This window comes from Variovorax sp. P4_B10, assembly GCF_056402375.1.
Window position 1 is genome coordinate 15,495 of sequence record NZ_JBFUHN010000022.1, and the last position, 12,833, is coordinate 28,327.

General features: G+C 66.6%; 14 protein-coding genes. 10 read left to right on the top strand and 4 right to left on the bottom strand.

Annotated features, from left to right (window positions below):
* Window positions 1–7: 7 nt before the first annotated feature.
* Window positions 8–904: an ABC transporter permease gene (locus tag AC1DXX_RS12645; RefSeq protein WP_478134551.1), complete on the top strand. Its 897-nt coding sequence runs from the start codon at window positions 8–10 to the stop codon at window positions 902–904.
* Window positions 904–1,698 carry an ABC transporter ATP-binding protein gene (locus AC1DXX_RS12650; protein ID WP_478134552.1) on the top strand — a complete coding sequence of 265 codons (795 nt, stop codon included), beginning with the start codon at window positions 904–906 and terminating at the stop codon, window positions 1,696–1,698. Before AC1DXX_RS12645 ends, AC1DXX_RS12650 begins: the two co-directional genes overlap by 1 nt.
* Before the next feature lie 40 nt (window positions 1,699–1,738).
* Here the strand turns inward: AC1DXX_RS12650 and AC1DXX_RS12655 are convergent, their stop codons facing one another.
* Complete coding sequence (locus AC1DXX_RS12655) at window positions 1,739–2,017, bottom strand: hypothetical protein (RefSeq protein WP_478134613.1); 279 nt, start codon at window positions 2,015–2,017, stop codon at window positions 1,739–1,741.
* Window positions 2,018–2,118: 101 nt separating this feature from the next.
* Here AC1DXX_RS12655 and hemA point away from each other — a divergent pair, with 101 nt between their 5' ends.
* The 6 genes from hemA to paeA all read left to right on the top strand — a co-directional run bounded on the left by hemA (window position 2,119) and on the right by paeA (window position 7,762).
* Window positions 2,119–3,390, top strand: a complete 1,272-nt coding sequence (hemA, locus tag AC1DXX_RS12660) for a glutamyl-tRNA reductase (RefSeq protein WP_478134553.1) — start codon at window positions 2,119–2,121, stop codon at window positions 3,388–3,390.
* A gap of 101 nt (window positions 3,391–3,491) precedes the next feature.
* Entirely contained in the window at window positions 3,492–4,580 is a 1,089-nt protein-coding gene (prfA, locus tag AC1DXX_RS12665; RefSeq protein ID WP_478134554.1) for a peptide chain release factor 1, read from the top strand.
* 2 nt (window positions 4,581–4,582) lie between these two features.
* Window positions 4,583–5,431: a peptide chain release factor N(5)-glutamine methyltransferase gene (gene prmC, locus AC1DXX_RS12670; protein WP_478134614.1), complete on the top strand. Its 849-nt coding sequence runs from the start codon at window positions 4,583–4,585 to the stop codon at window positions 5,429–5,431.
* Between the two features lie 29 nt (window positions 5,432–5,460).
* On the top strand, window positions 5,461–5,787 hold the full coding sequence (gene grxD / locus AC1DXX_RS12675; RefSeq protein ID WP_478134555.1) for a Grx4 family monothiol glutaredoxin: 327 nt from the start codon (window positions 5,461–5,463) through the stop codon (window positions 5,785–5,787).
* Window positions 5,788–5,803: 16 nt separating this feature from the next.
* Window positions 5,804–6,316 carry a cupin domain-containing protein gene (locus tag AC1DXX_RS12680; RefSeq protein WP_478134556.1) on the top strand — a complete coding sequence of 171 codons (513 nt, stop codon included), beginning with the start codon at window positions 5,804–5,806 and terminating at the stop codon, window positions 6,314–6,316.
* A gap of 144 nt (window positions 6,317–6,460) precedes the next feature.
* Window positions 6,461–7,762: a polyamine export protein PaeA gene (gene paeA, locus AC1DXX_RS12685; RefSeq protein ID WP_478134557.1), complete on the top strand. Its 1,302-nt coding sequence runs from the start codon at window positions 6,461–6,463 to the stop codon at window positions 7,760–7,762.
* 8 nt (window positions 7,763–7,770) lie between these two features.
* On the opposite strand, the gene AC1DXX_RS12690 is transcribed toward paeA, so the two are convergent.
* The gene (locus AC1DXX_RS12690) at window positions 7,771–8,496 is read right to left on the bottom strand and encodes a lytic transglycosylase domain-containing protein (RefSeq protein ID WP_478134558.1); all 726 of its coding nucleotides are present in this window, start codon (window positions 8,494–8,496) and stop codon (window positions 7,771–7,773) included.
* Window positions 8,493–10,238, bottom strand: coding sequence for a proline--tRNA ligase (locus AC1DXX_RS12695; RefSeq protein WP_478134559.1), 1,746 nt, complete (start codon window positions 10,236–10,238; stop codon window positions 8,493–8,495). The genes AC1DXX_RS12690 and AC1DXX_RS12695 overlap by 4 nt, the downstream gene beginning before the upstream one ends.
* Before the next feature lie 136 nt (window positions 10,239–10,374).
* Here AC1DXX_RS12695 and AC1DXX_RS12700 point away from each other — a divergent pair, with 136 nt between their 5' ends.
* Window positions 10,375–11,043: an RNA pyrophosphohydrolase gene (locus AC1DXX_RS12700; protein WP_478134615.1), complete on the top strand. Its 669-nt coding sequence runs from the start codon at window positions 10,375–10,377 to the stop codon at window positions 11,041–11,043.
* 91 nt (window positions 11,044–11,134) lie between these two features.
* Complete coding sequence (locus tag AC1DXX_RS12705) at window positions 11,135–11,584, top strand: CNP1-like family protein (RefSeq protein WP_478134560.1); 450 nt, start codon at window positions 11,135–11,137, stop codon at window positions 11,582–11,584.
* A 32-nt stretch (window positions 11,585–11,616) separates the two neighbouring features.
* Here the strand turns inward: AC1DXX_RS12705 and proB are convergent, their stop codons facing one another.
* Complete coding sequence (gene proB, locus AC1DXX_RS12710; RefSeq protein WP_478134561.1) at window positions 11,617–12,756, bottom strand: glutamate 5-kinase; 1,140 nt, start codon at window positions 12,754–12,756, stop codon at window positions 11,617–11,619.
* Between the last annotated feature and the right edge of the window lie 77 nt (window positions 12,757–12,833).

Consider the following 12,833-nt stretch of genomic DNA (forward strand, 5'->3'; position numbering starts at 1 on the left):
CTTTTCCATGTCGCTCATCGCTTCGCTGGGCGCCATCGAGATCGGTCTGATATTCGGACTGGTCGCGCTGGGCGTCTTCATGTCGTTTCGCATCATCAACTTTCCCGACCTCACGGTGGACGGCAGCTTTCCGCTGGGCGCCGCCGTGGCCGCGACGCTGATCGTCGCCGGCTGGAACCCGGCCGCCGCCACCGCGGTGGCCTGCGTGGCCGGCGCCGCGTCGGGGTGGATCACCGCCTGGCTCAACGTCAAGCTCAAGATCATGCAGCTGCTCGCGAGCATCCTGGTGATGATCGCGCTCTACTCCGTCAACCTGCGCGTGATGGGCAAGCCCAACGTGGCGCTCATCACCGAACCCACGGTGTTCAGCATGGTCGACTTCGGCGGCATGCCCGAGCAGTGGGCCAAGCCGCTGTTGCTGCTCCTGATCGTGCTCGCTGCGAAGATCGTGGTCGACATGTTCTTCGCTTCCGAAGCCGGCCTGGCGATGCGCGCCACCGGCGGCAATGCGCGCATGGCGCGGGCCCAGGGCATTTCGACCGACTTCCACACGATGGCGGGCCTGGCGCTCTCCAACGCGCTGGTGGCGCTGGCCGGCGCCCTGTTCGCGCAGAGCCAGGGCACGGCCGACATCTCGATGGGCGTGGGCACGATCGTGATCGGCCTGGCGGCGGTGATCATCGGCGAGACGCTGCTGCCCGCGCGCAGCATGGTGATCACCACGCTGGCCTGCGTGCTGGGTGCGCTCTTGTACCGCTTCTTCATCGCGATGGCGCTCAACACCGACTTCATGGGCCTGCAGGCGCAGGACCTGAATCTGGTGACCGCCGTGCTGGTGGCGTTCGCGCTGCTGGTGCCTGCCTACAAGCGCAAGCTGGGCGGACTCTTCAAGGGGAAGAACTGATGCTGCGCGCCCAACAACTCGAGATGACCTTCAACCCGGGCACGCCGATCGAGAACCGCGTGCTGCGCGGGCTCAGCCTGGAGATTCCCACGGGCCAGTTCGTCACCGTGATCGGCTCGAACGGCGCGGGCAAGTCGACCTTTCTCAATGCGGCGAGCGGCGACCTGATCGTCGACAAGGGCAGCATCGAGATCGACGGCAAGGACGTGACCCGCATGAACGCCTGGCAGCGCTCGGGCATGGTGGCCCGCGTGTTCCAGGACCCGATGGCCGGCACTTGCGAGGCACTCACCATCGAGGAGAACATGGCACTGGCATGGAAGCGCGGCGAGCGGCGAGGCTTCGGTTTCTCGCTCAATCGCAAGCTGCGCGAGCTGTTCCGCGAGAAGCTGTCGATCCTGAAGCTCGGGCTGGAAAACCGGCTGGCCGACCGCATCGGCCTGCTGTCGGGCGGGCAGCGGCAGGCGGTGAGCCTGCTGATGGCCTCGCTCAAGCCCTCGCGCATCCTGCTGCTCGACGAGCACACGGCGGCGCTCGACCCGAAGACCGCGGCCTTCGTGCTGGAGCTGACCGCCAAGATCGTCGAAGGCAGCCAGCTGACCGCGATGATGGTGACGCACAGCATGCGGCAGGCGCTGGACTACGGCTCGCGCACGGTGATGCTGCACGAAGGCCAGGTGATCCTCGACGTGGCCGGGCCGGAACGCTCGGGGCTCGACGTGCCCGACCTGCTGCGGATGTTCGAGCAGACCCGCGGCGAGAAGCTGGACGACGACAAGTTGCTGCTAGCGTAGCCGGTTCCGCGGTATCCCTGGAAAGGGCTGGTCGGGACTTTCAGCGGCGCCAGCCGCGCATCGCTAGCCATTGCGCGGTGCCGCAGACCGCCACGAGCGCGGCGTAGGTCGTCATCGTCCCGTCGCGACCGAACACCACCAGGCCGGCCAGCAGGACCAGCACACCGGCCCCGAAGGTGATCGCCCATTGCACCCACCAGCGCGGAACGCCCGCGCGGTGCCCGCCCAGATACCGGCCCGCCACGACCAGCACCAGGGCGATGAACGCCGCAGGTGCCACAAAATTAAGCAGGTGATTGAGGAGGGCCAGCAGGTCCATCAGGGAGGCCGCGAACATGCGGCGAAGGTTATGGCTGTCATAGGGAAAGCCATTTGTCCCTGCGCAAGCCTGGTGCGGCTGCTGATTTTATAATCACGGCCATGTCAGTCTGGGCTCTTGGCTTGAACCATACGACCGCGCCGCTCGATCTGCGTGGTCGTTTCGCGTTCGCGCTCGATCAGCTGGCCCCGACGCTGCAGAGTCTGCGCAGCTCCTTTGCCAGCGGCCGCCACCCCCAGGTCGAGGCCGCAATCATCTCGACCTGCAACCGCACCGAGATCTATTGCGCGTCCGAGCACATCGCCCTCGACCACACGTTCGGCTGGCTGGCCGAGAGCGGTGGCGTGGCTCCCGCCCTGCTGCGCTCGCATGCCTACACCCTGCACGACGACGAAGCCGCGCGCCATGCCTTCCGCGTGGCCAGCGGGCTCGATTCGATGGTGCTCGGCGAAGCCCAGATCCTCGGACAGATGAAGGATGCGGTGCGCGCGGCCGAAACCGCCGGCGCGCTCGGCAGCACGCTCAACCAACTGTTCCAGCGCTCTTTTGCGGTCGCCAAGGAAGTGCGCACAGCCACCGAGATCGGGGCGCATTCCATCAGCATGGCCGCGGCGGCCGTTCGGCTGGCCGGTCAGCTCTTTGAAGACCTGCATCAGACACGCGTGCTGTTCGTCGGCGCAGGCGAAATGATCGACCTCGCGGCCACGCACTTCGCGGCCAGGGAGCCGAAGTCCATCGCCATTGCCAACCGCACGCTCGAACGCGGCGAAAAGCTGGCCTCGCGCTTCGGCGGCGAGGCGATGCGGCTGGCCGACCTGCCGACGCGGCTGGCCGAATTCGACATCGTGGTGAGCTGCACCGCGAGCACGCTGCCGATCATCGGCCTCGGCGCCGTCGAGCGCGCGCTCAAGGCGCGCAAGCACCGCCCGATGTTCATGGTCGACCTGGCCGTGCCGCGCGATATCGAGCCCGAGGTGAAGGCGCTCGAAGACATCTACCTCTACACCGTCGATGACCTCGCGCAGGTGGTGCAACAGGGCCAGGCCAACCGCCAGGCCGCCGTGGCGCAGGCCGAAGTGATCATCGATGCCGGCGTGCAAAGCTTCATGCACTGGCTGGGCCAGCGCGGCACGGTGCCGCTGATCCAGCAGCTCAATGCCCAGGCCGACGAATGGCGCACCGCCGAGATGGCGCGGGCGCGCAAGCTGCTGGCCAAGGGCGAGTCGGTCGATGCGGTGCTCGAGGCGATGTCGCGCGGGCTCACGCAGAAGATGATGCACGGCGCGATGGCCGAGCTGCATGCGGGCGACGCCGCGTCGCGCGAGCAGACCGCGCAAACCATCTCGCGACTGTTCCTGCGCAAAGAGCGTTAGCGACGCTCGTCAGCGGCCCGGCTCTGTTTGCCGCGGTCTCCATGCGCCCTGCCGCTGCATTGCGGCACCCTTCCCCCTTTTTTCCGAGCCTCTTTTCCGCCGTGAAAACCTTTCTGCGCCATCAACTCGAACGCTATGTCCAGCGCCTCGGCGAACTCGACTTCCTGCTCTCGCGCGAAGACATCATGAGCGACATGGCGCAGTACCGCACCATCTCGCGCGAGCACGCCGAGGTCACGCAGATCGCCGGCCGCTACGAGCGCTATACGCAGCGCGAGGCCGACATCGCCGGTGCGAAGGAGATGCTCGATGACCCCGACATGGCCGAGATGGCGCACGAAGAAATCGCGGGCGCCGAAGCCGAACTGGTGCAGCTCGAAGAAGAGCTGCAGCGCCTGCTGCTGCCCAAGGACCCCGACGACGCACGCAACGCCTTCCTCGAAATCCGCGCGGGCACGGGCGGCGACGAGTCGGCCTTGTTCGCGGGCGACCTGTTGCGCATGTACACGCGCTACTGCGAGCGCGCCGGCTGGCGCTGCGAGGTCGTGAGCGAAAGCGAGAGCGAGCTCGGCGGCTACAAGGAAGTGGTGATCCGCATCGTCGGCGACGAAGTGTTCGGCCACCTGCGCTTCGAATCGGGCGGCCACCGCGTGCAGCGCGTGCCGGCCACCGAGACGCAGGGCCGCATCCACACGAGCGCCTGCACGGTGGCCGTACTGGCCGAGCCCGACGAGACTGTTGCAGTGCAGATCAATCCCGCCGACCTGCGCATCGACACCTACCGCGCGAGCGGCGCCGGCGGCCAGCACATCAACAAGACCGACTCGGCCGTGCGCATCACGCACATCCCGACCGGCATCGTGGCCGAGTGCCAGGACGACCGCAGCCAGCACCGCAACAAGGCGAAGGCACTGCAGGTGCTGTCCGCACGCATCCAGGAGAAGGACCGCAGCGAACGCGCCGCCAAGGACGCCGCGATGCGCAAGGGGCTGATCGGCAGCGGTGACCGCTCGGACCGCATCCGCACCTACAACTTCCCGCAGGGGCGGCTCACCGACCACCGGATCAACCTCACGCTCTACAAGCTGCTGGCGATCATGGAAGGCGACCTCGGCGACGTGCTGGACGCCTTGCGCGCCGCGCGCGAGGCCGAGCAACTGGCCGAGCTGGAATCGAGCCTGCCGGCATGACGATGACGACCATCACCGCGCCGTCCACCGTGGCGCAGGCGCTCGCAGCGGCCGTGGCCCTGGGCATCGACCGCCTGGACGCCCAGTTGCTGCTGCTGCGCGCCCTGGGGCGCGCCCCGCACGACCGGGCCTGGCTGCTGGCGCACGACACCGATGCCCTTTCCGATGCGGCGTGGGCCATGCTCGCGCCGCAGCTGTCGCGCCGGCTGGCAGGCGAACCGGTGGCGTACCTGCTGGGCGAAAAGGAATTCCACGGCCTCAGCCTGCAGGTGGACGCGCGGGTGCTCGTGCCGCGCCCGGACACCGAAACGCTGGTCGACTGGGCCTTGCAGTGCCTCGGCGGCCATGAAGCCCCGCGTGTTCTCGACCTCGGCACCGGCAGCGGTGCGATCGCATTGGCGCTGCAGCATGCGCGCCCCGATGCGCAGGTGGACGCCGTCGATGCCAGCGCAGACGCACTGGCCGTCGCCGAGGCCAACGCCCGGCGCCTCGGCCTGCCGGTGCGTTTCAGCCAGGCCAGTTGGCTCGACGGCGCCGCCGGCGGCTACACGGTCATCGCCAGCAATCCGCCGTACATCGCCGCCGGCGATCCGCACCTGCCCGCGTTGCGCCACGAGCCCTCCGCCGCACTGGTCGCGGGCGCCGACGGGCTCGACGACATCCGGCAGATCGTCCGGAACGCCCCTTCCCACCTCGCAGACGGCGGCTGGCTGCTGCTCGAACACGGCCACGACCAGGCCCTGGCCGTGCGCCAACTGCTCGAAACCCGCGGTTTCGCCGAAGTCCAAAGCCGGGATGACCTGGCAGGCATCCAGCGCTGCTCCGGCGGAATCTGGCGCACGGTGAAATAATCTCTTCAGCCCACTTTTCAGGAGTCCCCATGTCCGACGCTCAGCAACGCATCGACGATCTCGTCAAAACCAACGACCTCGTGCTCTTCATGAAGGGCAATGCCAGCTTCCCGATGTGCGGTTTCTCGGGCCGCGCCATCCAGATCCTCAAGGCCGTCGGCGTCGACACGAAGACGCTCAAGACCGTCAACGTGCTCGAGGACGACGGCATCCGCCAGGGCATCAAGGAATACAGCAACTGGCCCACGATCCCCCAACTCTATGTGAAGGGTGAATTCGTCGGCGGCTCGGACATCATGATGGAGATGTACGAGTCGGGCGAACTCCAGCAGGTGCTGAACAGCAACCCTGCCTGATTCCGCCGGGCCTGCCATGAGCCACGATCACGCAGATCACGGCCATTCGCACGAGAGCGACGAGGCCGGGCCGGCATGGAAGCATGACGGCGTGCGTGTGATCGGGGCCAACCAGCTCGACGTCAACACCGCGCAGACGCCCGGCATGAACCGGGCCGCCGCCATCAACTTCGCCCGCGTGGGCGCCCAGAAGCTCTGGGCCGGCACGGTGACCATCCATGCCGACGCCAAGACCGGTGCCCATCACCACGGGCACCTCGAATCGGTAATCTACGTCGTGCGCGGCCGGGCCCGCATGCGATGGGGCGAGAAGCTCGAGTTCACGGCCGAAGCCGGCCCGGGCGATTTCATCTATGTGCCGCCCTATGTGCCGCACCAGGAAATCAACGCCAGCGCGACCGAGTCGCTGGAATGCGTGCTGTGCCGCAGCGATGGCGAGGCCGTGGCGGTGAACCTCGACATCGAGCCGGTCGAGAAACCCGAATCGGTACTCTGGGTCGACCCGACCCATCCGCACGGCGGGGTCTAGGCTCTCCCCCAGGCTTCGCGCACTTCGTGTCGCTTCGCCAACCCCCTTCCGGGGGCAACACCAGCGGCCCGGCGAAGCCGGTTCCGCGGTGTTCGCTGGAATGCGCCCCAGTCATGGCACCATGGCACTCTTCGCCGTGCCACCATGACCCTGACCCAAAGCCTGCTCATCATCGTTCTGCTGATCGCGATGAGCGCCTTCTTTTCCCTCGCCGAGATCACCCTGGCTGCCTCGCGCCGCCTGCGCCTGCGCCAGATGGCCGACGAGGGCGACCTGCGCGCCGATCGCGTGCTGCGCGTCCAGGAGCAGCCCGGCCACTACTTCACCGTGGTGCAGATCGGCCTCAACGCGGTGGCGATCCTCGGTGGTGTCGTGGGTGAGGGCTCGCTCAGCCCCTATTTCGCGCGCTTCTTCGAGAACTGGCTGAGCGTCGAAGTCTCGGCGAACGTGGCCTTCCTGTGCTCGTTCGTGATCGTCATCGCGGTGTTCCTGGTGTTCGCCGACCTGTTTCCCAAGCGGCTCGGCATGAGCAACCCGGAGCGCATCGCGGTGCGCATGGTCGGGCCGATGCTGGTGCTGATCACCACCTTCAAGCCACTCGTGTGGTTCTTCACCCGCGCGACCGACATGCTCTTCAAGCTGCTCGGCATGCCGCTGGTGCGCGACGACAAGATCACCTCGGCCGACATCCTGGCCATGACCGAAGCCGGTGCACGGGCCGGCGTGCTCGCGGTGCGCGAGCAGCAGGTGATTGCCAATGTGTTCGAGCTCGAGACGCGCCTGGTGAGCAGCGTGATGACGGCGCGCGACAGCATCGCCTGGTTCCTGCACGACGACCCCGAGTCGGTGCTGCGCGCCCGCATCGTGGCCGAGCCTTTTTCGGCCTACCCGGTGTGCGATGGCGACATCGACCACGTGCTCGGCTACGTCGACGCCAAGGACATGTTCCAGCGCGTGCTGAGCGGCCAGCCGCTGGCCTTCGACCAGGGGCTGACACTGCACAAGGCATTGGTGATTCCCGACCGGCTCTCGCTGACCGAGGTGCTCGAGCAGTTCCAGCAGGCGCACGAGGACTTCGCGATCATCGTCAACGAGTACAGCCTGGTGGTGGGCGTGATCACGCTCAACGACGTGATGAGCACGGTGATGGGCGACCTGGTGTCGATGCCCGACGAAGAACAGATCGTCCGGCGCGACGAGAACTCCTGGCTGATCGACGGCATCACGCCGATCCAGGACGTGCAACGCGCGCTGCACATCGACGAACTGCCACACGCCGACGAATACGAGACGCTGGCTGGCTTCCTGATGGTGATGCTGCGCCGCGTGCCGAAGCGGACCGACAGCGTGACCTGGGCCGGTTATACCTTCGAGGTGATGGACGTCGACAGCTACCGCATCGACCAGGTCATGGTGACGAAGGGCTCGGCCATCGCCAAGGCCTGAGGGGTCACTCAGGCCGGAGAAGAGCGATCGCGTTCGCTCTCGCGGGCCTTGTCGTCGTAGGCCCAGAGCCGCTGGTTCGCAAACACCGCATTCGGATACGGCGACTTGCCGCGACTGCCGTTGTAGCGGCCCAGCGTCATGTACAGGTCGCCGTTCTCGCGGTCGAGGTAGTGGCGCAGGATCACGCAGCCGAAACGCAGATTGGTCTGCATGTGGAAGAGCTTGGCCGAGTCGCTGTCGCCGATCACGCGCGTCCAGAACGGCATGACCTGCATGTAGCCGCGCGCGCCGGCGCTCGACACCGCGTACTTGCGGAAGTTGCTTTCGACCTGGACCAGCCCGAGCACCAGGCTCACGTCGAGCCCCGAGCGCTTGGCTTCATACCAGACCGTCTGCAGGAATTCCTTGCGCGACGGCCAGTCGGCGATCTTCTTCTTGAGCCGCTCGCTCATTTCGCCGAGCCAGCGCAGGTAGGCCAGCCGGGCCTCGGTGTTCGAAAACTCGGGAACCGGCGGCGCCTTGTTGTGAATGGCCGAGCTCAACGCGGTGCGCACCGAGTCGATCAGGGGTTCTTCGATCTGGGCGCCGGCGAAAGCCGCCTGCGGTATCGCTGCCAACGACAGGGCAGCCGAAGTTGCGGCAAACCCGATGCACTGGCGCCGGGAGATGGAGATGGAGGTGCCACCCGCCTGGGCGGCTGCCTGGAGGTCGTCGAAACGGCCAGTGAAGCTCATGCAGCGAGCTTGCCGGCGATGAAGTCGGCGATGCCGGCCGACGGCACCTTGGTGGCGGCGGTGTCGCGGCGGTGTTGGTACTCGAGCTGGCCTTCCTTGAGGCCACGGTCGGAAATGACCACGCGGTGCGGCACGCCGATCAGTTCCCAGTCGGCGAACATCGCGCCGGGGCGCTCGCCGCGGTCGTCGAGCAGCACGTCGACGCCGGCCGCGAGCAACTGCTCGTAGAGCGCCTCGGCAGCCGCCTTGACCTCGGGGCTGCGGTCCATGCCGATCGGGCAGACCACCACGGTGAAGGGTGCCAGGGCATCGGGCCAGATGATGCCGCGCTCATCGTGGTTCTGTTCGATGGCGGCGGCCGGCAGGCGCGTGATGCCGATGCCGTAGCAGCCCATCTCGAGGAACTGCGGCTTGCCCCCTTCGTCGAGGTAGGTGGCGTTCATGTCCTTGCTGTATTTGGTGCCGAGCACGAACACGTGGCCGACCTCGATGCCGCGCTCGATGGCCAGCACGCCCTTGCCGTCGGGCGAGGCGTCGCCTGCGACCACATTGCGGATGTCGGCCACCAGGTCGGGCTCGGGCATGTCGCGGCCCCAGTTGACGCCGGTCATGTGGAAGTCGACCTCGTTGGCGCCGGTGATCCAGTCAGCCAGCACGGCGGCCTCGCGGTCGGCCACGAGCTTGACGGGCTTCTTGAGGTTCAGCGGGCCGAGGTAGCCGGGCTTGCAGCCGAAGTGGTCCTCGATTTCGGCGAGGGTCGCGAAGCGGAAGCCCTTGTCCAGGCCGGGCACCTTGCCGACCTTGATCTCGTTCATGTCGTGGTCGCCGCGCAGCAGCAGCAGCCAGACCTGCGAACCCTTGAGGTTGCCGGCCTCGTCGAGGATGTCGGTGGCCAGCACCAGCGACTTGACGGTGGTCGAGAGCGGCACGCCGAGGAGCTCGGCCACATCGGCGCAGGTGCTCTTGCCGGGGGTCGGCGTCTTTTCGAGCGCCTTGGCGGCTGCAGGGCGCGGGCCGGCCGGGGCCAGCGCCTCGGCCTTTTCCATGTTGGCGGCGTAGTTGCTGTCGGGACAATAGACGATGGCGTCCTCGCCGGTCGCGGCGATCACCTGGAACTCTTCGCTCAGGTCGCCGCCGATGGCGCCGCTGTCGGCCGCGACGGCGCGGTAGCGCAACCCGAAGCGGTCGAAGATGTTGCGGTACGCCTGCGCCATGACCTGGTAGCTGGCCTTGGCCGCGTCGAGGTCGCGGTCGAAGCTGTAGGCGTCCTTCATGATGAACTCACGGCCGCGCATCAGGCCGAAGCGCGGACGGCGCTCGTCGCGAAACTTGGTCTGGATCTGGTAGAAATTCTTCGGCAGCTGCTTGTAGCTGCGGATTTCCTGGCGCGCAATGTCGGTCACCACCTCTTCGCTGGTGGGCTGGATCACGAAGTCGCGGTCATGCCGGTCCTTGATGCGCAGCAGCTCGGGCCCCATCTTGTCGAAGCGGCCGGTTTCCTGCCAGAACTCGGCCGGCTGCACGACAGGCATGGCGAGCTCGACAGCGCCGGCGCGGTTCATTTCCTCGCGCACGATCGCCTCGACCTTGCGGATCACGCGCAGCCCCATCGGCATGTAGGTGTAGATGCCCGTGCCGAGCTTCTTGATCATGCCGGCGCGCATCATGAGCCGATGGCTCGCGACCTCGGCATCGGCAGGCGCTTCCTTGAGGGTGGAGACAAAAAATCGGGAAGCTTTCATCGGGATCGCGTGATGGATTCGGAATGGGATGTGGGGGACAACTCCCCCGGGGAGACCCTGAGAGCCTGGCATCGCTCGCTTGCCGAGTGCAACCCGGCATGCATAATCGACTCAGTTCAAAAATTGGGGTTTGATTATGCTCGACCGGGACGGCTTCAGGCCCAACGTCGGCATCATCCTGCTCAACCAGAGAAACCAGGTTTTCTGGGGCAAACGCATACGCACGCATTCCTGGCAGTTTCCGCAAGGCGGCATAGATCGCGGCGAAAGTCCCGAGCAAGCCATGTTCCGGGAACTGCACGAGGAAGTGGGGCTCCATCCGGAGCATGTGCGCATCGTGGCCCGTACCCGCGACTGGTTGCGCTACGAGGTGCCGGATCGGTTCATCCGCCGTGACGCACGGGGCCACTACAAGGGCCAGAAACAAATCTGGTATTTGCTGCAACTCATCGGTCACGACTGGGATCTCAACCTGCGTGCCACCGACCATCCCGAATTCGACGCCTGGCGCTGGCACGACTACTGGGTGCCGCTCGACGTGGTCGTCGAGTTCAAGCGCGGCGTCTACGAGATGGCGCTCACCGAGCTTGCTCGCTACCTGCCTCGGCAGGATTTCCGCAACCGCTTCCTGCGCAGCAACGTGCGCGCCCGAGAATTCGAGCGCCACTCGATGGACGCTGGAGCGCCCGCGGGTCTGGACCTGCCGCCCGGCGGCAGTTTCGATCCGCATCCCGACATTCCTTCTGCGAGCGATGAACCTCTTCCTCCCAACAGCAACACGCCTTTCTTTCCGACGCAACGCTGAGCGTGCGCTCCTTCTTGCCTGCTTCGGCATCCTCGCCGGCTGCGCGTCCGGCCCGCACGACACCGACAACCCCGACTGGGCACAAGCAGGCATGCCGCCACCGCCCAAGCGGTCCGAGGCAGACACCGAGTGGGAGGAAACCGTGGCGCCGCCGCCGCCGGCTTTCAGCGAAAGCCGTCTGCTGCCGATCGAGATGCCGCCCTACATGAGCCTGAAGTTCGGCATCGACCCGGGCACGATCGCGATCACGAAGGATGGCATCGTGCGCTACGTGGTCGTGGCGCACAACCGCAACGGCGGCGGCGTCAACGCGTTCTATGAAGGCGTGCGCTGCTCGACCGCCGAGATGAAGAGCTATGCGCGCTACAACAACGGCGCCTGGCAGGAAATCACGAAGCAGGAGTGGAAGCGCATCGACGACCTGAACTCGCGCTACACGAGGGCGCTTTCGACCCAGGGCATCTGCCGCGGCAATGCGCCGCGCAACTCGGTCGGGGAAATGGTCCAGAACATCCGCAACCCGATCCGCGAAGTGCAGTGAATCGGCGGGGCTGGCGCCCCGCCCCGCCTTCGTCAGCCAGGCATCAACACCATGTTGTCGCGATGCACCATCTCCGGCTCGGCGACATAACCCAGCAGCTTCTCGAACTCGGCTGAGGGCTTGCGGCACAACAGCCGGGCCTCCACGCTCGAATAGTTGGCCAGGCCGCGAGCCAACTCGACGCCTTCGGCGTCGCGCACCGCGATCACATCGCCACGCGAGAACTCGCCCGACACGCTCGTCATGCCGATCGGCAGAAGGCTCTTGCCTTCGGCCCGCACCTTGGCCGCAGCGCCGGCATCGACGATGACGGCGCCGCGCAATTGCAGGTGGTCGGCCATCCAGCGCTTGCGTGCCTGGTGCTTGGCCGTTTGCGCCACCAGCAAGGTGCCGATGGATTCGCCCCGCGTGAGCCGCAGCAACGCATCGGGTTCGCGCCCCCAGGCGATGACGGTGGAGGCTCCCGACCCGGCCGCGCGCTTGGCCGCAAGGATCTTGGTGATCATGCCGCCGCGGCCGATGCTGGAGCCCGCCCCGCCCGCCATCGCCTCGAGCGCCGGGTCGCCGGCGGCGGCCTCGTGCACGAAGGTGGCATCGGGATCCTTGCGCGGGTCGGCGGAGTAAAGGCCCTTCTGATCCGTCAGGATGACCAGCGCGTCGGCCTCGACCAGGTTGGCCACGAGCGCGCCGAGCGTGTCGTTGTCGCCGAACTTGATCTCGTCGTTGACGACAGTGTCGTTCTCGTTGATGACCGGCACCACACCCAGCCTGAGCAGCGTGACGAGGGTCGAGCGCGCGTTGAGGTAGCGCTCGCGATCGGCCAGGTCGGCATGGGTCAGTAGCACCTGGGCGCTGCCGATCTCGTTCTCGCGCAGCTTGGTCTCGTACATCTGGGCCAGGCCCATCTGCCCGACGGCTGCAGCGGCCTGCAGTTCGTGAATCTCGTGCGGCCGGGTGCGCCAGCCGAGGCGCTTCATGCCTTCGGCAATGGCGCCGCTCGACACCATCACGACCTCGCGCCCATCGCGCACCAGCTCCGCAAGCTGCCGGCACCACTCCCCGATGGCGGCCTCGTCGAGACCGCGCCCCTCGTTGGTCACGAGGCTGGAGCCCACCTTGACGACGATACGGCGGGCATCCCGCAAGGCAGTGGATCCGGAATTCGAAGTCATTTTTAGCTGTAAGGGGCGTGAATGCTACGTATTTTGCTATTTATTCAATAGCAGTGGTGGGCGATGCCGCGCCGAGG

Coding starts and splice junctions, on each gene's coding strand:
- prmC (WP_478134614.1), top strand. CDS start 4,583: ATGACGACCATCACCGCGCCGTCCACCGTGGCGCAGGCGCTCGCAGCG.
- AC1DXX_RS12690 (WP_478134558.1), bottom strand. CDS start 8,496: ATGAGCTTCACTGGCCGTTTCGACGACCTCCAGGCAGCCGCCCAGGCG.
- AC1DXX_RS12650 (WP_478134552.1), top strand. CDS start 904: ATGCTGCGCGCCCAACAACTCGAGATGACCTTCAACCCGGGCACGCCG.
- proB (WP_478134561.1), bottom strand. CDS start 12,756: ATGACTTCGAATTCCGGATCCACTGCCTTGCGGGATGCCCGCCGTATC.
- AC1DXX_RS12680 (WP_478134556.1), top strand. CDS start 5,804: ATGAGCCACGATCACGCAGATCACGGCCATTCGCACGAGAGCGACGAG.
- hemA (WP_478134553.1), top strand. CDS start 2,119: ATGTCAGTCTGGGCTCTTGGCTTGAACCATACGACCGCGCCGCTCGAT.
- AC1DXX_RS12695 (WP_478134559.1), bottom strand. CDS start 10,238: ATGAAAGCTTCCCGATTTTTTGTCTCCACCCTCAAGGAAGCGCCTGCC.
- AC1DXX_RS12645 (WP_478134551.1), top strand. CDS start 8: ATGTCGCTCATCGCTTCGCTGGGCGCCATCGAGATCGGTCTGATATTC.
- grxD (WP_478134555.1), top strand. CDS start 5,461: ATGTCCGACGCTCAGCAACGCATCGACGATCTCGTCAAAACCAACGAC.
- paeA (WP_478134557.1), top strand. CDS start 6,461: ATGACCCTGACCCAAAGCCTGCTCATCATCGTTCTGCTGATCGCGATG.
- AC1DXX_RS12655 (WP_478134613.1), bottom strand. CDS start 2,017: ATGGACCTGCTGGCCCTCCTCAATCACCTGCTTAATTTTGTGGCACCT.
- AC1DXX_RS12705 (WP_478134560.1), top strand. CDS start 11,135: ATGCCGCCACCGCCCAAGCGGTCCGAGGCAGACACCGAGTGGGAGGAA.
- AC1DXX_RS12700 (WP_478134615.1), top strand. CDS start 10,375: ATGCTCGACCGGGACGGCTTCAGGCCCAACGTCGGCATCATCCTGCTC.